Origin of the sequence: Roseburia yibonii (genome assembly GCF_014297335.1) — a bacterium.
Taxonomy (GTDB): Bacteria; Bacillota; Clostridia; order Lachnospirales; family Lachnospiraceae; genus Roseburia_D; species Roseburia_D yibonii.
In genome coordinates, this window is sequence record NZ_JACOQH010000008.1 from 60,140 (window position 1) to 83,365 (window position 23,226).

21 protein-coding genes are annotated in these 23,226 nt (G+C 47.9%); 1 reads left to right on the plus strand and 20 read right to left on the minus strand.

From position 1 onward, the window contains the following. Positions 1–4: 4 nt before the first annotated feature. The 18 genes from H8Z76_RS10850 to H8Z76_RS10935 all read right to left on the minus strand — a co-directional run bounded on the left by H8Z76_RS10850 (position 5) and on the right by H8Z76_RS10935 (position 19,718). A complete protein-coding gene (locus tag H8Z76_RS10850) occupies positions 5–688 on the minus strand; it encodes a hypothetical protein (RefSeq protein WP_186982488.1) in 684 nt (227 codons plus the stop codon). Then, a complete protein-coding gene (locus H8Z76_RS10855; RefSeq protein WP_022516351.1) occupies positions 675–1,181 on the minus strand; it encodes an RNA polymerase sigma factor in 507 nt (168 codons plus the stop codon). Before H8Z76_RS10855 ends, H8Z76_RS10850 begins: the two co-directional genes overlap by 14 nt. A 213-nt stretch (positions 1,182–1,394) precedes the next feature. After that, positions 1,395–3,398, minus strand: a complete 2,004-nt coding sequence (locus H8Z76_RS10860) for a clostripain-related cysteine peptidase (protein WP_186982489.1) — start codon at positions 3,396–3,398, stop codon at positions 1,395–1,397. A gap of 268 nt (positions 3,399–3,666) precedes the next feature. Continuing rightward, the gene (gene purD / locus H8Z76_RS10865; protein ID WP_186982490.1) at positions 3,667–4,944 is read right to left on the minus strand and encodes a phosphoribosylamine--glycine ligase; all 1,278 of its coding nucleotides are present in this window, start codon (positions 4,942–4,944) and stop codon (positions 3,667–3,669) included. A 33-nt stretch (positions 4,945–4,977) separates the two neighbouring features. Next, entirely contained in the window at positions 4,978–5,601 is a 624-nt protein-coding gene (purN, locus tag H8Z76_RS10870; protein ID WP_186982491.1) for a phosphoribosylglycinamide formyltransferase, read from the minus strand. Then, entirely contained in the window at positions 5,595–6,620 is a 1,026-nt protein-coding gene (purM, locus tag H8Z76_RS10875; RefSeq protein WP_186982492.1) for a phosphoribosylformylglycinamidine cyclo-ligase, read from the minus strand. Before purM ends, purN begins: the two co-directional genes overlap by 7 nt. 199 nt (positions 6,621–6,819) lie before the next feature. Beyond that, positions 6,820–7,326, minus strand: a complete 507-nt coding sequence (purE, locus tag H8Z76_RS10880; protein WP_147618900.1) for a 5-(carboxyamino)imidazole ribonucleotide mutase — start codon at positions 7,324–7,326, stop codon at positions 6,820–6,822. A 115-nt stretch (positions 7,327–7,441) separates the two neighbouring features. Next, positions 7,442–9,514 carry an aminopeptidase gene (locus tag H8Z76_RS10885; protein ID WP_186982493.1) on the minus strand — a complete coding sequence of 691 codons (2,073 nt, stop codon included), beginning with the start codon at positions 9,512–9,514 and terminating at the stop codon, positions 7,442–7,444. Between the two features lie 38 nt (positions 9,515–9,552). After that, positions 9,553–9,876, minus strand: a complete 324-nt coding sequence (locus H8Z76_RS10890; RefSeq protein WP_022516358.1) for a DUF6142 family protein — start codon at positions 9,874–9,876, stop codon at positions 9,553–9,555. Further along, positions 9,851–10,333, minus strand: coding sequence for a VanZ family protein (locus tag H8Z76_RS10895; RefSeq protein WP_243240535.1), 483 nt, complete (start codon positions 10,331–10,333; stop codon positions 9,851–9,853). Before H8Z76_RS10895 ends, H8Z76_RS10890 begins: the two co-directional genes overlap by 26 nt. Before the next feature lie 34 nt (positions 10,334–10,367). Further along, positions 10,368–11,048, minus strand: a complete 681-nt coding sequence (gene pyrE, locus H8Z76_RS10900) for an orotate phosphoribosyltransferase (RefSeq protein WP_022516360.1) — start codon at positions 11,046–11,048, stop codon at positions 10,368–10,370. A gap of 46 nt (positions 11,049–11,094) precedes the next feature. Further along, entirely contained in the window at positions 11,095–12,006 is a 912-nt protein-coding gene (locus H8Z76_RS10905) for a dihydroorotate dehydrogenase (protein ID WP_186982494.1), read from the minus strand. Continuing rightward, the gene (locus H8Z76_RS10910) at positions 12,006–12,773 is read right to left on the minus strand and encodes a dihydroorotate dehydrogenase electron transfer subunit (protein WP_186982495.1); all 768 of its coding nucleotides are present in this window, start codon (positions 12,771–12,773) and stop codon (positions 12,006–12,008) included. Before H8Z76_RS10910 ends, H8Z76_RS10905 begins: the two co-directional genes overlap by 1 nt. Before the next feature lie 2 nt (positions 12,774–12,775). Beyond that, positions 12,776–13,702 carry an orotidine-5'-phosphate decarboxylase gene (gene pyrF / locus H8Z76_RS10915; RefSeq protein ID WP_186982496.1) on the minus strand — a complete coding sequence of 309 codons (927 nt, stop codon included), beginning with the start codon at positions 13,700–13,702 and terminating at the stop codon, positions 12,776–12,778. Positions 13,703–13,722: 20 nt separating this feature from the next. Continuing rightward, on the minus strand, positions 13,723–15,021 hold the full coding sequence (locus tag H8Z76_RS10920) for a dihydroorotase (protein ID WP_022514513.1): 1,299 nt from the start codon (positions 15,019–15,021) through the stop codon (positions 13,723–13,725). 97 nt (positions 15,022–15,118) lie between these two features. Further along, positions 15,119–16,360: a GTPase HflX gene (gene hflX, locus H8Z76_RS10925; RefSeq protein WP_147618905.1), complete on the minus strand. Its 1,242-nt coding sequence runs from the start codon at positions 16,358–16,360 to the stop codon at positions 15,119–15,121. A gap of 18 nt (positions 16,361–16,378) precedes the next feature. After that, a complete protein-coding gene (locus H8Z76_RS10930) occupies positions 16,379–17,350 on the minus strand; it encodes a tetratricopeptide repeat protein (RefSeq protein ID WP_022514982.1) in 972 nt (323 codons plus the stop codon). A gap of 115 nt (positions 17,351–17,465) precedes the next feature. Next, positions 17,466–19,718 carry a glycogen/starch/alpha-glucan phosphorylase gene (locus H8Z76_RS10935; protein ID WP_022514983.1) on the minus strand — a complete coding sequence of 751 codons (2,253 nt, stop codon included), beginning with the start codon at positions 19,716–19,718 and terminating at the stop codon, positions 17,466–17,468. A gap of 340 nt (positions 19,719–20,058) precedes the next feature. On the opposite strand from H8Z76_RS10935, the gene H8Z76_RS10940 reads away from it, so the two are divergent. Further along, on the plus strand, positions 20,059–20,943 hold the full coding sequence (locus H8Z76_RS10940; RefSeq protein ID WP_147618907.1) for an AraC family transcriptional regulator: 885 nt from the start codon (positions 20,059–20,061) through the stop codon (positions 20,941–20,943). On the opposite strand, the gene H8Z76_RS10945 is transcribed toward H8Z76_RS10940, so the two are convergent. Beyond that, the gene (locus tag H8Z76_RS10945; RefSeq protein WP_186982497.1) at positions 20,940–21,821 is read right to left on the minus strand and encodes a DMT family transporter; all 882 of its coding nucleotides are present in this window, start codon (positions 21,819–21,821) and stop codon (positions 20,940–20,942) included. The genes H8Z76_RS10940 and H8Z76_RS10945 overlap by 4 nt on opposite strands. A 97-nt stretch (positions 21,822–21,918) precedes the next feature. Beyond that, positions 21,919–23,205: a PLP-dependent aminotransferase family protein gene (locus H8Z76_RS10950; RefSeq protein ID WP_022514986.1), complete on the minus strand. Its 1,287-nt coding sequence runs from the start codon at positions 23,203–23,205 to the stop codon at positions 21,919–21,921. Positions 23,206–23,226 lie beyond the last annotated feature (21 nt).

Here is a 23,226-nt window from a genome sequence, read left to right on the forward strand (position 1 = left end):
ACTATCAGTCTTTTAACATTTCCTCAAGCAGTCCCTCAAATGTATCGCGTTCCATGTGGTTTGCCGTGAGATAGTAGTAAATCCCATCTTTCTCAAACGCCGCGTAAAAGCAGTTTTCTTTTCCGTTTTCCCCAAGATATACTTCTTTTTTGTCCACCCGTGACGCTTCTTTTAAGAGTTCCTTTGGTGCCTGCTGACCGGATGCGGATACCTCAAGCGCGACCAGATTGCCGTCCACTTCATAATTCAGGGTCGCCGTTTTGTCGTCCGTATCCGAAACTTCTCCCTTCTTTAATGTTTCGCCCGGGATCAGGTTTTTAAAATCCAGCCCTAACGTCTGTCCGCATTTTTCCAGTGAAGTTTCCGTCTCCCGATCCGGCATTCCGAATCCACGGAAATTCTGCTCCTCGATCTGCTGATAGTGGATCTCATCTCCCGCGGGATAAACCTGCACCAGCACTGCGATCGCCGCCGCTGCCGCTACTGCCGTCATTCCCGCCGTCATGATCTTTCCAAACGGCTTTTTCTTCTTTTTTTGCACTTCCGCCGCCTGCGGCATCCTGGTTACCTTCGCCGCCTCCTGCGTCTGTGCCTTCCGCGCTTCTTCTGCCTTTACTTTTTTTATCGTATCTGCGATCAAGGATTCGGGAGCATGCTGATGATCCACATATTTTTTATATTCTTCCATTCCCATATTCCTCCTTTAATTTTTCGCCAAGCAGTTTCCTGCCTCTCGACAGCCAGGTCTTTACTGTTGCCTCCTTGGTATCCAGTATCCCGGCAATGTCCTTTACCGTCAGCTGCTCATAATAAAACAAGTGTATGACATCACGATATTTGTCCGGAAGTTCCCTTACCGCTTCATAAACATCCGAAAAATCTTCCTGTTCCTCCGGTTCTTCCATCAGCATTGCGTCCTCATATGACGCCCGTTTCCGGTTCCACGCCGTCGTCGCGACGCTTTTGCACTGATTGATCGTTACCCGTATCAGCCACGCCTTTAAATGTTCCTCACTTATAATACTTTCCTGATGCGATACGAGTTTCAAAAAAACAGTTTGAAATACATCTTCCGCCGTTTCTTTATTATTGGTATTCAAACATGCCAGCCGATACACCATATCCGCGTATGTACGGACTGCTGCCTCGGTATCCACCACATAACTATCCGCTCTCTCCATGTGTATTCGTTCCCTTCTAGTAAAATAAAGTGTGCGCTTACCGCACACTTTCGCGCGCGAGCGGTATGTTCAACATAAACTTCATCTCCGCGAGCTGCGCATCCCCGCGGAGCGTTTTTAAATCATAGGAAGGAATTTCCTATGATTCGAAAAATATGCCTGCCGGACGGCAGACATATTTATCTTAACATAACCATATATGCAAAAGCAATTTTATTTCTCAATGTAAACCGGATTCGTGTAATACTGATTGCCCTGCGTATCCGTAATACGGAACAGACAGCAGTAATTGCTTACTTCGTCCGGCTCCTGCATGGAGATATCATAGTCATCGGATAACGTGATCCATGCTCCGGTTCCGGAGTTTGGTTCCCACTCGGAGAACGGTGTTACACTTCCGTCTTCGTTGAACTGGATCTCTCTTGCGAACAGATACGGACACACGCCATCTCCTTCATTTAATACGACCTGGTTTTTCTGCGGGAACAATGTGGAATCCGTATCGATCTCACTGTAAAATCCGATCACTTCTCCGTCCGGATGCTCCGCGTCCACACGCACATGCGCATAAACATTCTCCGGAAGATCGGCATCTTTTCTCCAGAGCATCAGCGGGATCTCATATTTTTTATAGTCCTCGCCGCTCTCAATCTCAAGCGCGCAGCAGGCGACCGAGCCGCCCTCGGCATCATTTAAGAAAAAGCGTTTTCCATCAAAGTTAGTATAGAGCTTATCATCATCCGACAGGGAAACATCGCTGGATAACATCCACAGGATGTAGGTTCCCTCATAGCCATCGTCTTCCATCCACAGCTGATAGTCCGCATGACCAAGATTCTCGACCTGATCTTCCCGCAGCTGTACATAGTACTCGCCCGGAGCTGTAACATCCTCTTCCGGCGCAGTATCTTCCACATGCCAGTCCGTGATCGGGTCACCGGAAAGTGTTGCCGTAAAGTTTCTCACAAATCCGATGTAATTGTCACTGAATCCAATGTCTCCATAAATATCCAGCCACTCGTCTACATAGTCTTTGTTCTCATACGGAAAGTAGATCGCCATTCCGTGTGTCATCGGGACATTGGACACCTGTTCCACCACACAGTCATCGATCGCCGCTTTCAGTTCCGCGGATTCTTCCGGGTACAACGTCTCCATTTTATCGGACAGATCATAGAGATCCACGGTATCGTAAAACGTATCTTCACTTACTTTACCAAATGATTTTGCCTGATCCCTGATCTTTGCGATCTTTGAATATCCGCCGTCTTTTAATTCCTGTTTCGCCGACAGGACAAATGCATCCAGTTTTTCTTTTACCGCATCCGTCTTGGTAAGATCCATGCAGGAGAGCGTGTAATCCGGCACATAGCGGTAATTATCCTCATAATAGCTGCTGTACGCGTCTAATACGCAGCTTGCGGCATCTCTTCCTTCATAATATCCATAATCCGTCATCTGGCGCAGGAACGAGTAATCCCATCCGTCTCCGGCTTCCATCTCCTCCGACGCGATCATGTAATCCGAATAGTCGGAAAGTACATCCGCCACCTCGATCATTCCCATCAGGCAGGCATCAAATCCGATCCACTCAAATTTCTGTCCGTCCGCTGCCATGTCGGTACTGCCGAGCGCTTCGTCTAACTCCCGCATCGACAGTGCGTCGTAGCCATAGTTTTCATCCGCGCCGTAACCGAGGATCGCTCCACCGCCATGATTCCACAGCACCATGCTGTAATCATCCACCGAATAAGACTGGTAAGCAAAATCCACAAAGCCGGAAAGTGTCTGCGGATCTGCCATATCCCGATCCCCAAGGGATGCCACCTGATCGAGTCCATCCTCTGTCAGTTCAAATATCGCGCACTCACCATCCGGAATATCCGGGTTCCACCAGGAATCCGTTCCACCGGTGCATATTAAAACTTTTAAATCATCATCATCAAAACCGCATTGCTGCATCTCTTCAATATCGGCACTCGCAAGTCCGGAATCGGATTCCAGATTGGAACCGACCATGTAGACCATAAGTACCTCTTTCGCGTCTCCTCCCGCGATCGCGGAGACATCCGGCGCGTCTTCACTTGTTTCCTGTTTTTCCAGTCCCTGAAATCCATGCCCTGTTTTCTGCACGGACGCTTTTTGATCTATTCTGCCACAACCGGAAGCAACTACTCCCAGACATAAAAGCAGTGCCATGATTCTTTTTTTCTTCATCTCATTCTCCCTTACTGTTTTTCTCTTCCCATGCTTTTTAAGATGGTCCGGCGATGACGTATCCGCCGGACAGTCTGCATGAGAAGGCATAAGCATGCGTATGCACAGTCCTATTTTTATAGCTTTCTAATTTTTCATAACAACATTCCCGTGATTGCAATCACCTATAATACTACCTGACTTTCGGAAAGGTTTCAAAAAAAATAAAAAAAGCAGCGGATTTTTTTCGATCCTCCGCTGCTTTTTTAAATCTTGTCCTTTTTATGGATTATTTCACTTCATCGATCGCTTTTCCGATGTCATGGCGCATATACTTGTTCGCGAAATCCACCCACTCTGTGGCAGCATAGGCATTGGCTCTCGCCTCTTTTAAGGTGGCGCCCTTTGCCGTCACGCCGAGCACACGTCCGCCGTTTGTGACGATCTTTCCGTTTTCATCAAATTTGGTTCCGGCATGGAAACAGTAATAACCGTCTTTTCCGTCAAAGTTTTCCAGTCCTTTGATCTCAAATCCTTTTTCGTAGGATACCGGATATCCGTCTGACGCAAGTACCACGCAGACCGCTGCGTTGTCCTCAAACTGCAGATCGACCGTATCGAGCTTTCCGTCCACGCAGGCTTCCATCACGTCAATGATGTCATTTTTCATGCGTGGCAGCACAACCTGTGCCTCCGGATCGCCAAAACGCGCATTGTACTCTAATACCTTTGGTCCGTCCTCTGTGAGCATCAGTCCAAAGAAGATGACACCGGTAAACGGTCTGCCTTCTTTTGCCATGGCATCGACCGTTGCCTGGTAAATGTATTTTTTGCAGAAATTGTCCACTTCTTCTGTATAGAACGGACTCGGGGAAAAGTTACCCATTCCTCCGGTATTCAAGCCCTGATCCCCGTCTTTCGCGCGCTTGTGATCCTGCGCGGAGGACATGATCTTGATCGTTTTTCCGTCTACAAAAGAGAGTACGGACACTTCACGTCCGGTCATGAACTCTTCAATGACCATCGTGTTACCGGACGCGCCGAATTTCTTGTCTTCCATGATCTCCTTGACACCGGCTTTCGCTTCATCCAGGTTTTCGCAGATCAAAACACCTTTTCCGAGCGCCAGACCGTCTGCCTTTAAAACGATCGGGAATTTTGCCTGCTCGAGGTACGCGATCGCCGCTTTCGGGTCTGTAAAATTCTCATATGCCGCTGTCGGGATATTGTATTTTTTCATCAGATCTTTGGAAAATGCCTTGGAGCCCTCCAAGATCGCCGCATTCTTCTTCGGTCCGAATACGCGCAGTCCCTCCGCCTCAAAGACATCCACGATTCCTCCAACAAGCGGATCATCCATCCCAATGATCGTAAAGTCAATTTCTTTTTCTTTCGCGAACGCAACCAGTTTGTCAAATTCCATGGCTCCGATCGGAACACACTCTGCAAGTGCTGCAATTCCCGCATTTCCGGGTGCGCAGTATATCTTATCCACACGCGGGCTCTTTGCCACGCTGGTCACAATGGCATGTTCTCTGCCGCCGCTGCCGACTACCAATACTTTCATATCTGTTTCTCCTTCCATTGCTGCCTGAGTCATTTATTTTATATGTACTTTTCCGTTTTCTACTGTCACTCTTCCATTCGCGATGAGGTCGATCGCCTGCGGCATGATCTTCCACTCCGCCTGTTCCATAACACGGCGCTGCAAGATCTCCGGGGTGTCCCCCTCCTCAACGGCTACCGCTTTCTGTAAAATGATCGGACCCGTATCCGTTCCCTCATCCACAAAATGCACGGTGGCTCCGGTTATTTTTACACCACGCGAAAGCGCGCCCTCGTGTACCTTCAATCCATAATAACCCGTTCCACAAAAAGACGGGATCAAGGATGGATGGATATTTATGATCCGGTTTTCGTATTTTTTTATCATCATTTCCGGGATCACAACGAGGAATCCGGCAAGCACCACAAGATCTACCGCATAGGAATCCAGTTTTTTTAAGAATGCCTGATTGAACGCCGCGCGATCCGGGTAATCCTTGGGTGATACGCAGACCGCCTCGATATTATGCTTTCTCGCGCGCTCCAAGGCGTATGCGTCCCGGTTGTTACTGATCACGACAGAAACTTCCGCGTTTGTGATCGTTCCGTTGTCGATGGCGTCTAAGATCGCCTGAAGATTGGTTCCGCCACCGGAAACCAGTACCGCAACTTTTAGCATAAGGTTACTCCCTTTTCTCCGTTTTCGATCTTTCCTACTACATACGGTGTGTCTCCTGCCGCACGGATCGCGTCCATAGTCTTATCGACATCGGCCGGATCTACCGCAAGTACCATACCAAGTCCCATATTGTAGGTATTGTACATCATCTTTTCATCTACGTTTCCTTCTCTTGCCATCATGGTAAAGATCGGCGGGATCGGATAGCTTGCCTTCTCGATCACTGCGCGTTTTCCTTCCGGAAGCATTCTCGGAACGTTCTCATAGAAACCACCGCCTGTGATATGGCTGCATGCTTTCACGCGGACACCCGCTTCTTTGATGGAGCGCAGTGCTTTCACATAGATTCTGGTCGGTGCGAGCAGCGCGTCTCCGAGTGTTGTGCCAAGTTCCTCGTGATATTCGTTTAAGGTCTCCGCATCCATTTTAAAGATCTTGCGCACCAGGGAGAATCCGTTGGAATGTACGCCGGAAGATGCCATACCGATCAGAACATCCCCTGCCTTTAATTCTTTTCCGGTGATGATGTCCTTTTCGTCTACGACACCAACTGCAAATCCAGCAAGATCATATTCGTCTTCCGGCATAAGTCCCGGATGTTCTGCGGTCTCACCGCCGATGAGCGCTGCGGATGACTGCTTGCAGCCTTCTGCGACGCCGCTTACGATGTCAGCGATCTTTTCCGGAATATTCTTTCCACATGCAATATAGTCTAAGAAAAATAATGGTTCACCGCCTGCGCAGGCAATATCATTGACACACATGGCTACACAGTCGATACCGATCGTATCATGCTTATCCATGATGAAAGCCAATTTCAGTTTGGTTCCCACGCCGTCTGTACCGGAAACTAACGTCGGTTTCTCCATGTTTTTAAATGCGTCTATGGAAAAAGCACCGGAAAATCCGCCGAGGTTGGTAAGTACCTCCGGGCGCATGGTACCCTGTACATATTTTTTCATTAACTCTACAGATTTGTAACCAGCTTCGATATCAACACCTGCGTTCTTGTAATCCATTTTCTTTCCTCCTGTTTACTTTGCTATTTCATTTGTCATAATCTCATTGTAACTTGAAACCCTAAAGATTTCCAATTATATATTATTATATGTCTTATTAGTTTTTCTAATCAATCCGTTATCACTATTTCTTTTTACTTATAATATTGTAAAAGAAGGATACCTCCGATGAAAGTATCCTTCTGATCCGTCTTTTGTTTTATTTTGTATAGTTCTTGTAGCCGACTTCCTGCAGTTTCGCGTCCTTTGCCTGCACCTGCTCTTTTAATTCTTTTGCGTAATCCTTTAATTTCTGAAGCAGTGCCGCATCCGATGTTGCGAGGATCTTTGCTGCCAGAAGACCCGCGTTTGCGCCGCCGTTGATCGCTACGGTCGCAACCGGGATACCGGATGGCATCTGAACGATCGAATATAAGGAATCGCGTCCGCCAAGTGAGGTGGTATGCATCGGGATACCGATGACCGGCATCGGGAAGATCGCCGCGCACATACCCGGAAGATGTGCTGCCATTCCCGCTCCCGCGATGATGACCTTAAATCCTTTTTCCTCTGCGGTCTTCGCGTACTCAAAAAATACGTCCGGCTCTCTGTGCGCTGAGATGATCGTCATCTCATAGTCGATTCCAAGCTGTTCTAAGATATCAGCGGCTTTTGCCATAACCGGCATATCCGAGTCGCTTCCCATTACGATTCCTACTTTTGCCATGATTCATTCTCCTTCGTCTCTGTTCGTATTATGATCTGCCCTTATTGTAACTGCTTTTATCTTAGAAATCCAATTAATAATATTACTGTATTTTATAAGATTTTCTTATAAGATCTTACAGCGGCTCGTTGAGCTTTTCGGTTCCCGGAACCACGAAACGTCCGTCACGAATAATGTCTGCCGTGCTTCCATCCGCGCGGATCACCGTGATCGTGCCGAGTTCATCATACGGGATCGTGATATCGGTATGGCAGTTAAAGTAAGCCTTCGCCGGATCTTCTTTTCTTAAGATCGAAACCTCATTGTCTCTTGCCACGATCTCTTTTCCGTCCGGATTAAAGACCGGTGTGTCCTCCGCATGGGAGTAACAGGTGTCTCCCACCGCGAAATGCGGCCCTGTCTTTTCCGCGATCAGAATCGGCAGTGTATCTTCGATCTGGTAATCTCTCGCCATACGATATGCCGTTGTATTTGTTCCGATCGCGAATTCCCCGATCGGCAGTGTCTCATGATGCATCAGCACATTTTCATGTACATACGCTTTGTTTTCCGCTTCATCCGCAAAATTCGCGCAGCCATATTCCTGAATCATTCCGTCTTTGAATGTGATCGTAAGATCCTTATACTGCAGACCGTTTAAGTAAACTTTGGTCACATGGAGCACACCGTCTGTCCCCTGTAATACCGGAGAGGTGAACACCTCACCGACCGGGATATTGACGTCTGCCACGCAGTTTTCAAAGATCGCCTCTTTGTCCGGATCTTTTAACGGATACAGTGACACGGTAAGGTCTGTATTGTTTACGCCCTCTTTTCCCTTCACATGCGCTTTCACGCCGGTGTTTAAGACATCGATGATCTTCTGCTGCATCTCCTGATACAGCTTGTAATCTAATGTATTGATCTTTACCGTCTCGGCAAAGATCTCTTTAAATTTATCCCCGATCGACGGGATCGGGTACGCAATGATCGTAAAGCTGCGCTCCTCGCCCTTAATATACTGGTTTGTGATCTGCCCGGACTGGGAAGCATGATAGACATTGAGCTGATTCTGTTTTTCCGAATACTGCTTTGCCTCTTTTTTATTGACCGGAGCAAACGGCGCCTCACCGAACACCTCGATGACCGCCGGTCCCGCATGACCGTATGCCTGCTCCTTATGCGCCTCGTATGCCGTCTTTAACGTTTCAAGCCTGCGCTCCACAAACGCCTTGTCCAGATAAAACGCGCGGTCTGACTTGTGGTCATAATCATACTGTTTATTGGGTGAAACCGAATAGCAGCCACGTTTGCTGTTGCCATGGTTGGTAAAGGATGACACGGCTTCGCGGTAGATCGTCGGTTTTAAATCCATCTTCTCGAAATTGCGGATCGCCGCGCGCACCATGCGTTCAAATCCGATCGGATATTCCACGCACACCGTATCCTTGATGGAAAGATCTTTTCCGCCAAGGACAAATCCAATGCGGTAGCCTTCCGTGTAAGTATCCGCCATCGCCTGGATCTTACTTTCCTCCATCTGGTTCAAATAAGATGCTATGCCAAGCTCATCCTTTGTGATATACGCGCCGTAGCGGTACAGGTAGGTCAGATCGTTTAAATCTTTTTCCATGATAATCCGGGTAAAAAAGTCGAGATCCGGATCTACCATGCCCTGCACGCTCTCCTCGGTAAAGACTTCGCTGTAATCGTGGAAAAACCAGTAAACTGCCTGCTCCACCGTTTTTTCTGATACGCCTTCTTCGTCCGTAAAGCAGCCATATACCTCGCAAAACAGTTCCGCCAAGATCGTAATGTTATATTTTCTTCCCTCAAACGCGTAAGGGATCATCGCGCGGATCTCTGCATATAAAAAGCTCAAAATCCCGCCAAATGTTTCTCCGAGCGTTTTTACCGCGTACGCCGGATTGGCATAACTTGCTTCGTAATGCTCCGGCAGGATGTCCTCATAGAGTTTTTCATTCCACTCCTCGCACTCGGCAAGACTGCGGTGATCTAACTCCCCGCTTTCTTCTTTTTTTAAAATCTCCCGGTTTAACAGAATAAACCGGCTTACTTTTTTAAAGTAAGAAATATACGGCTCACCGGCCGCCTCTTCTTTTTCTATTTCCGCAATGCGGTTCATCACAAGCTCGCAGCGCTCTGCCACTTCTTCGTTTTTTTCTCTGTAAATATCCTGATAACTCATTGGCTTAACCATTTCCTTTACTATCTGAAACTACAACTTTACAATAAAAATCCGGCTGCGTAGATCGCTGCCCAGACTCCGGTTATGAGCACACTGCACACCAGACTGATGTACGGCACCGTCTTAAACGTGTCTTCTTCTTTTACCGCGAGTATGGCGAGTATCAGCGCGCACACCGAGATCAATAAGGACAGCACTCCCGCACTGCCAAGGTACACGCTGCCATTTCCGCCTTTGTGAAAGGACTCCATCACCGTCACCGCAAAAATGAGGATCGCTCCCACGGCAAGTATGAGTGCCAGGCTTCCGCGCACCGACTTTTTGCGTTTTGTAAATTTATAGTGTTTTCTCTTTCCTGTCATCGTGTTTTCTCCTAAAGTATCGCCGGATCAGTCTGTAGACCAGATATCCGAGCGCAGCTCCAAGCGTATTTAAGATCAGATCGTCCACATCAAAGCTTCCGACCTTTGATATCAGCTGTATCGTCTCTACAAACAGACTGAAGTCAACCCCCAGCAGAACAATGTGAAAAAAGTTCCGGCATTTTGGGGTCAGCATAGGCAAGATCATGCCAAACGGGACAAACGCCAGCACATTTCCAAGCAGATTGGAAAGAACCGCGAACCATCCGAGTGTTCTCCGGTATACAATAAAACGTCTGATCTCCCGGAACGGAGTCAGATTATAATGGTAATCCCTGTCAATATAAGTTCTCCCCATGATCTCCGCGAAAAACAGAAAATACATGAGGAAAACCATATAAACAATAAAAAGTGTCCACGCCAGTACAAGCCGATGCTCTTCCTTTTTATTTCTCAATATTCCGACCTCTTAAACTATTATCTGCACTATTCTATTTTACGCCATACTGCTCATAATATTTATCGATCGCCGCTTTTATTTCATCATCGATCACAACTCTGCCTCCGCAGGTACGGTTGTAAAGATGCTCTACCACTTCTTCCATCGTGACAATGGCATTTGCCGCAAAACCATATTTCTCTCGGATCTCATCCAGTGCGCTCTTTTTGCCGCCAAGTCCTACTTCCATACGGTTTAAGGATACCATCAGTCCTACGATCTCCACGTCTGCGGCTCCCCTTACCTTCGGCACGGTCTCCTCCATGGATTTTCCGGAAGTTGTGACATCCTCGATCATGACCACGCGGTCTCCGTCTTTTAATGTACTTCCAAGGAAACCACCCTTGTCCGCCCCGTGATCTTTGATCTCCTTGCGGTCAGAGCAGTAACGCACTTCCTTTCCGTAAAGTTCGCTGAATGCGATTGCGGTCACAACAGAGATCGGGATCCCCTTGTAAGCCGGTCCGAACAACACGTCGAAATCATCCCCGTAATTTGCGTGGATCGCCTTTGCGTAGTACTCGCCCAGTCTCTTTAACTGGGTACCGGTCACATATGCGCCCGCATTCATGAAAAACGGAGATTTTCTTCCGCTCTTTAACGTAAAATCTCCGAACTTTAATACATCACTTTCTACCATAAATTCAATAAACTCTGATTTATAATTTTCCATTCTTCCAAAGACCTCCATATTTTTCTTTCCGGTGACACGGCAGATCCTAAAATCTGTCGTGTACTGCTCCTACCAGCTCCCGGATATCCGCCACCTGGTGGCATTCCATATAATTTTTGATTCCATCTGCGATCTCCATCGTAACCGACGGGTTGGTGAAATTGGCGGTTCCGACCGATACCGCTGTTGCACCCGCAAGTATCATCTCGATCGCGTCCTCTGCCGTCATAATGCCGCCCATGCCGATGATCGGTATCTTTACTGCCTGCGCAGTCTGATAGACCATGCGCACCGCGATCGGATGGATCGCCGGACCGGACATTCCACCGGTGCGGTTTGCGAGTACAAAACACTGTCTTTCAATATCGATCTTCATTCCGGTGAGCGTATTGATCAGGGAAAGGACATCCGCGCCGCCCGCTTCTGCCGCTCTTGCCATCTCGGTGATATCGGTGACGTTCGGGCTCAATTTCATGATCACCGGCTGTTTTGCCTTTGCCTTCACTGCCTTTGTGATCGCCTCCACCGCCTTTGGATCCTGTCCAAACGCGATGCCTCCCTCTTTTACATTCGGGCAGGAAATGTTGATCTCAAGCATATCGACCGGCTGGTCCGCCAGTCTTTCCACAACTTCAAGATAATCTTCGGTTGTTTTTCCACAGACATTCACAATGATCTTCGTATCATATTTTTTGAGAAACGGAATATCACGCTCAATAAAAAGATCGATCCCCGGATTCTGAAGTCCGACCGCGTTTAACATACCGCCATAGACTTCCGCCACACGGGGTGTCGAATTTCCCGCCCACGGGATATTCGCGACGCCCTTTGTCACAACCGCGCCAAGCTGATTTAAATCTACAAACTCCGAAAATTCCTGACCGGAACCGAACGTACCGGAAGCGGTCATGACCGGATTTTTTAAGGTAACACCTGCCAGATCTACACTGCAATTCATTAGAATTCTACCTCCTCCGCACGGAATACCGGGCCTTCTTTGCATATTCTCTTGTTCTTTACGTTGGAATGCTCATCGCGCTCTTTCGATTTGCATACACAGGCAAGACAGGCTCCAATGCCGCACGCCATGCGTTCTTCCATGGAGATCCAGCACTCGATCTGTTTTTCTGCCGCGTATTCTTTGATCGCCCGGAGCATCGGAAGCGGTCCGCAGGCATAGATGATGTCCGCATCCAGTCCGTTTTCACGGATTGCGTCTAACACATTTCCCTCTGTTCCCGCACTGCCGTCCTCGGTTGCCACATAGACACTGCCCTGTTTCTTCAGATCATCCATCAGAAACATTTCATCACGGAAGCCCAGAATGATCTGTTTTTCACAGTTTAATTCTTTTGCGAGCTCCAACATCGGCGGAATTCCGATTCCTCCGCCGATCAAAAACGCTTTTTTTTCTTTCTTCGGAAATCCGTTGCCAAGCGGCCCTACCAGCTGCAAGTGCATGCCGGTGCGCATTTTGGAAAATTCTTCGGTTCCTTTTCCGGCAACACGGTATACCAGACGGATTGCCCCGTCTTCCTTATCGATCTCACAGATACTGATCGGCCGTGGCAGGATGCGGCTGCCGTCATGACAGTATACGGACACAAACTGTCCCGCCTTCGCCTCTTTCGCGATCTTTTCCGTCCGGAGCCACATATCGAAAATGCCCGGCAGAAGTTCTTTCTGATCTATGATAATTGCTGTTTCTTTTGCTTTTTCCGCCATGATTATCTCCTCTCAAGCGCGCCGTTGATATCCGCGATCATGTCAAGGACAGCTGCTCTTGCCGCCTCACCGAAATGCTCTGCTCCGTAAGACGCGTACGCTTCGTTTTTGTATGCAGTGATGATGCCTCTGGAGGAATTTACGATCGCGCCAAGTCCGTCCTCGTCAAAGAAATGAACCAGATCTTCGCCCTTTCCGCCCTGTGCGCCATATCCGGGCACAAGGATAAAGCTTTTCGGCATCACCTTGCGGAGCAGTTTTCCCTGCTCCGGATAAGTAGCTCCGACCACGGCTCCGACATAGCTGTAGGAATCTCCCATCAGTTCGCTGCCCCACTCTGCGACACGCTCGCCGACCATTTCATAGAGATGTTTCTCCCCGATCATCTGATCCTGGAATTCTCCACTGGATGGATTTGATGTCTTTACTAGGATAAAGAGACCTTTTTTCTCCTCTTTGCATACATCCAGAAACGGTGTGATACCGTCTGAACCAAGATACGGATTTACCGTCGCGAAATCCTCATTGAACGCCGGGATCTTTTTTGCGCCCACCTGTACTTTTCCAAGGTGCGCGGTCGCGTATGCCGCTGAAGTCGAGCCGATATCGCCTCTTTTCACATCACCGATCACGATCAGATTCTTTTCATGACAATAATCCACCGTCTTCTGGAACGTGATGAGTCCTTCCACGCCAAACTGTTCATACATGGCGATCTGCGGCTTCACCGCCGGGATCAGGTCATGGATATGGTCGATCAGTTCTCTGTTGTAAAGCCAGATCGCTTCTGCCGCTCCCTTTAAGGTTTCTCCATACTCCGCATATGCCTTTTTTGTGATATGTTCCGGTACATAGGAAAGCATCGGGTCAAGTCCGACTACGATCGGTGCTTTGGTCTGTTTGATTTTTTCTACTAATTTATTTATCATGATTGTACTCCGTCTTCAATTTATTTTGTGATCTCGTGATCCATCTTGATATCGTAAGCGATCTTGCCTTCCACAATGGTCGTAAGCACGGCTCCGGTCACTTCTCTTCCGTCAAACGGTGTGTTTCTGCCCTTTGACCAGAATTTATTCTTATCGATCTTATAGGTCTTTTTCGGGTCAAAGATCACAATGTCTGCCGGCTTTCCTTCTTCTAAGCTTCCTGCGTCAAGTCCTAAGATCTTTGCCGGATTGCAGCTCATTTTTTCCGCCATCTGCATCGGCGTCAGATAGTCTTTTAAAACCAGCTCCGTATGGGTGAGTGCCGCCGCCGTCTCAAGTCCTACGATACCAAACGGTGCCTTCTCCATGCTGTTGTTTTTCTCATCTGCCGTATGCGGTGCGTGATCGGTAGCGATCACATCCATGATATCCTCTTTTAAGCCGCGTTTTAATTCCTCGACATCTTCTTTTGTCCGGAGCGGCGGGTTCATTTTGTAGTTGGTGTCCTTCGGGATCATATCATCCGAGGTCAGTGTGAAATGATGCGGGCATACCTCAGCCGTCACGCGCACGCCCTGCTCTTTTGCCATCTGCACCATCATAACGCTGCTCTTTGTCGAGCAGTGGCACAGATGCAGTGCCGCGCCGGTATCCTTCGCGATCATGATATCACGGGCAATGATCACATCCTCCACGGAATTGGTAATCCCGCGCAGCCCTTCTCTCTTCGCGTTGGCATCCGCATTGACCACGCCGCCATCCACGAGATTTTTGTCCTCACAATGTGATAACACCGGTATATCCAGTTTCTGCGTGATCTTCATCGCGTCGCGCAAAAGCTTTGCGTTCATGACAGACTTTCCGTCTTCACTGATCGCAGGGCTTCCCGCCGCCGCCATTTCTTCGATTGCCGCAAGCTCCTCGCCTTTCTGTCCCCTGGTGACTGCTCCGATCTGCAGCACATGCACCAGTCCCAAATTCTTTGCTTTGTTGTGGACATAATTTACAACATCCGCGTTATCCACTACCGGCTTTGTGTTCGGCATTGCAAGGATCGTGGTGAATCCTCCGCGCGCCGCCGCCCGGCTTCCGGTCACAACGGTTTCTTTTTCTTCCTGTCCCGGATCCCTTAAATGCACATGCATATCAATAAATCCGGGCATAACATAACAGCCCTTCGCGTTTATGGTCTTATCTGCTTTTGTGTCGATCTTTTCCGCGCGTTTTGCGATCCTGTCGTCTTCCACGAGGATATCCATCTGCTTATCCGTTCTGGTCGCCGGATCGATCACTCTTCCGTTTTTAATCAGTAATGTCATCTTCTCTTCCCTTCCGCTTCGTGCATTCCGTCAACAGTCAACATGATTTCTTTTATTCTATCATACAAAATTTTCCTTTGCAATCGACCCCTTACGTTCAGATTCCAAGTCTGTCATAAACTTCCGCAGGGATATACGCCTTCACAAAAATGCCCTCCGGTGTATATTCCTCGCTCAGCAGTTCTCCCTGCCTGCGGATCACCTGGATCTTTCCGGCGTCTTCATAGGAAAATACATGCTCCATATAAGTCTTGTTTTCCCGCAAAACCTGTGCTAACAGTTCTTTTACCGTTTCCAGATCCCTGTCATTTCTCGCCGAGATCCGTGCGGTATGATCCGCACGGAAATCCCGCAGTTCCCTGTCTGCTTCCGGGCGGTCCATTTTATTGAACAGCGTAACGATCTTTTTATCCCGGATATCCAGCTCTCGCAGCGTGTTGTATACAATATACATCTGCTTGTCCGCCTGCGGATTGGACGCATCCACCACATGAATGATAAAATCCGCGTACTTTGCCTCCTCCAGGGTACTTTTAAACGCCTCGATCAGGTGATGCGGCAGTTTTCGGATAAAACCGACCGTATCTGTCAGAAGAATCTGCTGTTTTCCCGGAAGTTCAAGCTGTCTGGTCGTCGGATCGAGCGTTGCGAAAAGCTTATCCTCCTCAAGAACACCCGCATGAGTCAGGTGGTTTAAAAGCGTGGATTTTCCGGCATTGGTATAACCCACGATCGCCGCAACCGGGACATGATTGCGCATCCGCTGCCCTCTCGCGACCTCGCGGTGCTTTTTTACTTCCGCGAGTTCCCGCTTCAGCTGTGAGATCCTGGTGCGGATGATACGCTTATCCATCTCTAATTTCTTTTCTCCGGGTCCTCTTGTACCGATCCCTCCGCCCAGTCTTGACATGGAACGCCCGAATCCGGCAAGCCGCGTCATGCTGTAACGGAGCTGTGCGAGTTCAACCTGGATCTTTCCCTCACTGGTTGACGCGTGCGCCGCGAAAATGTCTAAGATCACAAGCGTGCGGTCCATGACCTTGGTATCCAAAAGATCCTCCAGATTTTTCATCTGTGCCGGAGAAAGCTCATCATCGCACACGATTCCGGTCGCCCCGGTCGTGGCGAGCATCTCTTTGATCTCCGACACTTTTCCGGTTCCGACATAAGTGCCCGGATGAATCCTCTCACGGTTCTGGATGACCATGCCCTCGGTCACTGCACCCGCCGTGGCGACCAGTTCTTTTAACTCCTCCAAGGAATCTTTGGTGTCGTCTCCATCCTGTTCACTCACACCGACTAAGATCACACGTTCTTTTTGTACTTCCGTTTCTACCATATATACCTCTCTTATCTGCTATCTGGTCTGCAAAAACTGGTACTCGCGCGCTGCGGTCTCATCCTCCGGATAATCCTCCACATAAGATGCCATTTTTTCTTTTGCCGAAGCAAAATCACCTTTATATTCGTACGCCAGTATTTCGTTCCTGCGCAGGTTCTGCTCATCTTCCACATCCTCTGACGCGAGCGCTGTCTGGATGTAATTTAAGGCATCCTCATATTTTCCAGCCTCTAACAGCATACTGCCGAGACTGCCGAGCGCCGCCGGGTTATCCTCATTTGTTTTTACATATTCCTCGTAAAGGGACTGGGCTTTATCCGAATCTCCGGCTGCCTCATAGACCTGCGCACGGTAGAGGATCGCGTCATCACTTTTTAATTCCACCGCTTTGTCCAGCTGCTCCGCCGCCTTGTCATATTCGCCGAGCAGCGCATACGCCTTTCCACGCATCGCATAATCCTGCGCATCTTTCCCGGACACCTGCACCGCGTCCTCCAGATACTGCTTTGCCTCATCGGAAAATCCCGCATCCGTCAGATCCGAATATGCCTGGATATATAAATCATAATTGGCATCATCATTTTCCACTGCTGACGCGTAATCCGCAAGCGCCTTTTTATCCTCGCCTTCCAACAGGTATAAACTGCCACGGAGATAATACGCGTCCGCGTTCTTTTTGTCATAGTCGATCAGCGCCGTATACGTCTCAAGCGCTCCCTTGGTGTCTCCTGCCATATACTGCGCCTGTGCCTTGTAATAGCAGATATCGAGTTCCTCCGCGCCGATCGTCGCAAGCGACTGATCCAGCGCCTTCTGGAACGCATCGACTGCATCGTCATACTTGCCCTGCTCTAAATTGTTGATCCCGATCTGGCGGTATGCCTCCTGATCTTCCTTATTTTTGCTGTTTCCGCAGCCGGCAGCCATTCCCGCGAGGAGGATCCCCGCAGCTAGCATGCCATCTATCTTTATTTTTTGCAATTTCATTGTCTTTTTATGCCTCCGATTACTTCGCTTATTATAGCAAATCACAAACAAAAAGGAAACCACCTTTCAGTGATTCCCTTTTTGCTTTTAAGTAGTTTGGAGTATATTACAAATATTAGTTTAATTTCCAGATGTCTTTGTTGTATTCTTCGATCGTTCTGTCAGAAGAGAAGAATCCTGCCTTGCTGATGTTGATGAGTGTCTTCTTTGCCCATGCTTTTCTGTCTTCATAATCACCAAGCATACGGTCTCTGGTCTCACGGTAGCTTTCGAAATCCGGTAATGTCATAAACCAGTCTTTGTTTAACAGCTCGTTGTAAAGACGCTCTAAGTTCTCTGCGTTTCCGACACTCTTTAAGGTATCGCTCACGATAAAGTCGATCGCGCGTCTGATCTTTTCATCGGAGTTATAGTAATCTCTGGATACATAATCCGCTTTCTCGTAATGTCTGATGACATCCTCGGAAGATTCACCAAAGATATAGATATTGTCATCTCCGACAAACTGATGCATTTCCACGTTTGCACCATCCATGGTTCCGATCGCAAGCGCACCGTTTAACATGAATTTCATGTTGGAGGTACCGGATGCTTCTTTGGAAGCAAGTGAGATCTGCTCATGGATATCTGCTGCCGGGATCAGTTTTTCAGCCAGTGTTACATTGTAGTTTTCTACCATAACAACTTTTAAGTACGGGCTTACTTCCGGATCATTGTCGATGATCTGCTGTAAGCAGAGGATCAGATGAATGATATCTTTTGCGATCACATAAGCCGGAGCTGCTTTCGCGCCGAAGATCACTGTGATCGGTCTTGCCGGTTTCTTGCCTTCTTTGATCTCGAAATATTTATTGATCACATAGAGTGCATTCATCTGCTGACGTTTGTACTCATGCAGTCTCTTGATCTGAATATCGAAAACAGAATTTTCATCGATATCGATGTTCTGTGTCTTCTTTAAGTAATTCTTTAATCTTACTTTGTTGCCCATCTTTACTGCAAGCAGCTTGTCAAGAACCGCGTCATCATCAACGTAAGCACCGAGTTTTTCAAGTTCCATCGCGTCTTCTTTGAACTTCGGTCCGATCAGGGACTCGATCAGTGCTGTCAGTTCCGGATTGCTGTGTAACAGCCAGCGGCGGAATGTGATTCCGTTTGTCTTGTTGTTGAACTTCTCCGGATAGATCTTGTAGAAGTTATTTAATTCGCTGTTCTTTAAGATCTCTGTATGCAGGTACGCAACACCGTTTACGGAGAATCCATAATGGATATCGATGTGTGCCATGTGTACACAGCCGTCTTTGATGATCGCAACGGATTTGTCACGGAATTTCTTGTTTACACGGTTGTTCAGTTCGTAAATGATCGGCATTAACTGCGGAACTGCTTTTTCCATGTAACCGATCGGCCATTTTTCCAATGCTTCCGCAAGGATAGTGTGGTTTGTGTATGCGCAGGTCTTGGATACGATATCGATCGCTTCGTCCATCTCGATGCCGCGTTCCATCAAAAGACGGATCAGTTCCGGGATCACCATGGTCGGATGGGTATCGTTGATCTGTACGACTGCGTAATCCGCAAGGTCATGCAGGTTGCATCCTCTTGCAACAGCTTCGTCTAAGATCAGTCTTGCGCCGTTGCTTACCATGAAATACTGCTGATATACACGGAGCAGACGTCCCTTGTCATCGCTGTCATCCGGATATAAGAATAATGTCAGGTTCTTTGCGATATCTTCTTTATCGAAATCGATTCCGTCACCTACGATGCTCTCATCTACGGTCTCAACATCGAATAAGTGAAGCTTGGTTGTACGGTTGTTGTATCCGACTACATCGATATCATACAGTCTGGATGTCAGAGTGAAACCACCGAACTGGATCGGATAGGTAACATCTGTTTTCTTCAGCCAACTCTCTTTTTCAATCCACGGATTCTTTGTTTCGTTCTGCAGATTGTTTTCAAATACCTGCTTGAACAGTCCGTAATGGTAATTTAATCCGACACCGTCGCCGTTTAAGCCAAGGCTTGCGATGGAATCGAGGAAGCATGCTGCGAGACGTCCGAGTCCGCCGTTTCCGAGTGACGGTTCCGGCTCAACTTCTTCTACTTCCGCAAGGCTCTTGCCGTTGTCTGCAAGTGTCTTTTTTACTTCTTCATATACGCCGAGGTTGATCAGGTTGTTGGATAATAATTTACCGATCAGGAACTCTGCGGAAATGTAATATAATTTTCTCTTTCCTTCGTTGCTTTCTTTTGCAGCTGCCATGTTCTTTGTCATTTCAAGCAGTGCGTAGTAAAGTTCTTCATTGGAGCAGTCTCCAATTCCTTTGTGGTATCTGTTTGATACGATCTCTGATAAATTCATCATTGCCCTCCATTGTTCTATATTGTCTGTTTGCTATTACTCTCTTGTTTGATTCTGAAATGATTATAACGCCGTCCACATGCTTTTTCTTGTAATATCGCATTTAAAAGTGGTACAATACTATCATCTGGTGAGTTTTAAATTTTCAGCCGCCAGGGTGTGGCAGGGGGCAGACTGCGGCGGAGCATTTTCCCGCCCCGGCATCCGCCAGGACGAAAAATACTCCGGACTTGTCTCCCCATCTGCCACACGTTCTGCCGGAAAAATGTCATCTCACCAACCGGAAATCATCGTTTTAGACTGCGTAAAAAATTTACTTTTCAGGAGGATACTATATTATATGAACATTCTCGAATATGAAAATTATCAGGAAAAGAAATCGCACGGGGACGTCGCGTTTCCATATACCACCTACCCCTGCTCGATCCCGCTTGATTTTGCCTCGGTGCCGGTTCACTGGCATGACGAGATGGAGATCATCTATATTAAGAAGGGACGGGGGCTCATCACGGTAGATTTAAAACAGTATGTCGTCTCCGCCGGAAGCATCCTTTTTATCATTCCGGGGCAGCTCCACTCGATCGAACAGTACGAACTCGAAAGCATGGAATATGAAAACATCATTTTCAAGCTCGATATTCTGATCTCCAAACAGACGGATGCCTGTTCAAGTGATTATTTCCAGCCGCTTTTGGATGGCAGGCTGTCCATTCCTACGCTCTTTGAGCCGGATCACCCCTATTATGCGCCGATCGCTGCCTGCGTGGACGGTGCGGATGAGGTCTGTAAGACCTATCCAAAGGCCTATGAGCTTGCCATCAAGGCGCAGCTTTTTTTGATGTTCCACATTCTGTTTTCCCAGTGCTGCACCGCCGAGGCTCCGCTCAAGAACCGGAAGTCTCTGGAGAAAATGAAACTCATTATTAAATATGTAGAAAATAATTATATGGAAAAGATTTCGATCGCCGATATGGCAAAAGAAGCGGGACTGAGCCAGTCGCATTTTATGAAATTCTTTAAAAATACCATGGGAACCTCTTTCATTGATTACCTCAATGACTACCGGCTCACCATGGTATCGAGACTGCTTGTCTCTTCGGAATCCTCGATCCTCGATATCGCCGCGGAATCCGGGTTTGACAATCTTTCTTATTTTAACCGGATGTTCAAAAAACGTTTTGGCATGACGCCAAGGGAATACCGGAAAAAATTTATGGAAAACTAGGCATTTTCCTTCTTTTTCCCCAATTTCCCGTTATTATATAAAAACATCACCACTGCCATCGCAAGGATCACCACATAGCCAAAGATGCTGTACGCATCCGGCACCTGGCCAAACAGGAAGAATCCGATGATCGCGGTAAATATGATCTGTGAATAGTCGTAGACCGATATTTCCCGCGCCGGCGCATGAAAGTAGGCTGCCGTGATACAGAACTGTCCGCTGGTCGCGGCTGCTCCCGCAAGCAGGAGATATAAAAGCTGCATTGCGCTTATCGGCTCAAAATTAAGGATCATGAGCGGTAATGTTGTAAGGCAGGAAAACGCGGAAAAGAAAAAGATGATGAGTGACCCGCTGCACTTGCGCTGTCCCAAGACACGCACCATGCTGTAAGCCGCTCCTGCCGCGACCCCTCCGCAAAGACCGGCAAGGGACGCAACGAGGTTTGCATTCGCGAAAGTCGGTTTTATGATAAACAGACTGCCGATAAACGCGCCAGCCACGCAGATTCCCTGCACCAGTGTCAGATCCTCTTTTAAGATCAGATAGGAAAAGAGGATGACAAAAAACGGTGACATCTTATTTAACATATTCGCGTCTGAAAGCACCAGATGGTCGATCGCGTAAAAGTTTCCCAAAATTCCGATCGTTCCAAACAGCGCGCGCAGGATCAGAAATTTCAGATTGCCCTTTCCCATCACGATCTTTTCTTTGGAGCGGGTCATTGTAAATGCCGCCACGCCCACCGCCACAAGGTTACGGAAAAAGCTCTTCTCCACAGAAGGGAGATCTCCCGCAAGACGCACAAACGTGCTCATCCATGCAAATGAAAACGCGGAGAGCACAATAAACAGAATACCCAGATTTTTATTTTTTTCCATTCCAATCTCCTTTAAGATACAAAGCGGGATTTACTGACGAAATCCCGCTCCCATAACGTGCCAAAAAGAGGATGCCGCGCGGCACCCTCTCTTTTCTTTATTTTGTTTCCAGTAATTTTTCCACGCTCGCAAGTTTGACACATACCACAAAGATCTCCGCTGCCATCTTTAAGTCTTCCATGGTCGGGAAAGACGGAGCGATACGGATCACAGAGTCTTTCGGATCTTTTCCGTATGGGAACGGCGCTCCGGCTCCGGTCAGGGTCACGCCGGCTTCTTTTGCCTTTGCGACGATAGACTTCGCACAGCCCTCTAAGGATTCAAAACAGATAAAGTATCCGCCCTTCGGGTTGATCCAGGAACCGATTTCCAGTCCGCCCAGTTCCTCGGAAAGTACCTTTTCTACCATCTCGAACTTCGGACGCATGATCGCTGCCTGTTTCATCATCTGCTTTTTCACGCCATCCATGTCTTTGAAGTAGCGCACATGACGGAGCTGGTTTACCTTGTCATAACCGATGGTCTGTACGGTAAACTGCTTTTTGATAAACTCAAGGTTTGCTTTGGATGCCGCAAGTGCCGCAACACCGCCGCCCGCGAAGCTGATCTTTGATGTGGAGCAGAATTCGTAGACCATATCCGGATTTCCTGCTTTTTCGCACTCACTTAAAATATCAAGGATCTCATCCTGGTCATCTTCATATAAATGATGTACCACATAAGCGTTGTCCCAGAAGATACGGAAATCTTCTGCCGCCGGTTTTAATGCCGCGAATCTCTTTACCACTTCATCCGAATAGGAGATTCCCTGCGGATTGGAGTATTTTGGTACACACCAGATTCCCTTTACCGCCGCGTCTTCGGAAACGTATTGCTCTACCAGATCCATATCCGGTCCTTCCGCTGTCATCGGAATATTGATCATTTCGATGCCAAAGAACTCCGTTACTTTAAAATGTCTGTCATATCCAGGTACCGGACAGAGGAATTTGACTTTGTCCAGTTTACACCACGGTGTGCTTCCCATCACACCATGGGTCATGGAGCGGGAAACGGTATCATACATGATATTTAAGCTGGCATTTCCATAAACCAGAACATTTTCCGGGTTCACGCCCATCATGCCTGCCATAAAACGTTTTGCTTCCGGGATTCCATCCATTCCGCCATAATTTCTGCAGTCAGTTCCATCCTCGCTGTGCAGATCCGCACTGCTGTTTAACACATCCATCATCGGCATCGTGAGATCCAACTGTTCCTCCGATGGTTTTCCTCTTGCCATGTTAAGAGAAAGTCCTCTCTTCTGCCACTCCTTGTAGGCCGCCTCAAGGCTTTCTTTTTCCTTACATAATTCCTCTTTTGTCATTTCCTGATATGACTGCATAATTGAATCCTCCTCGTGCTT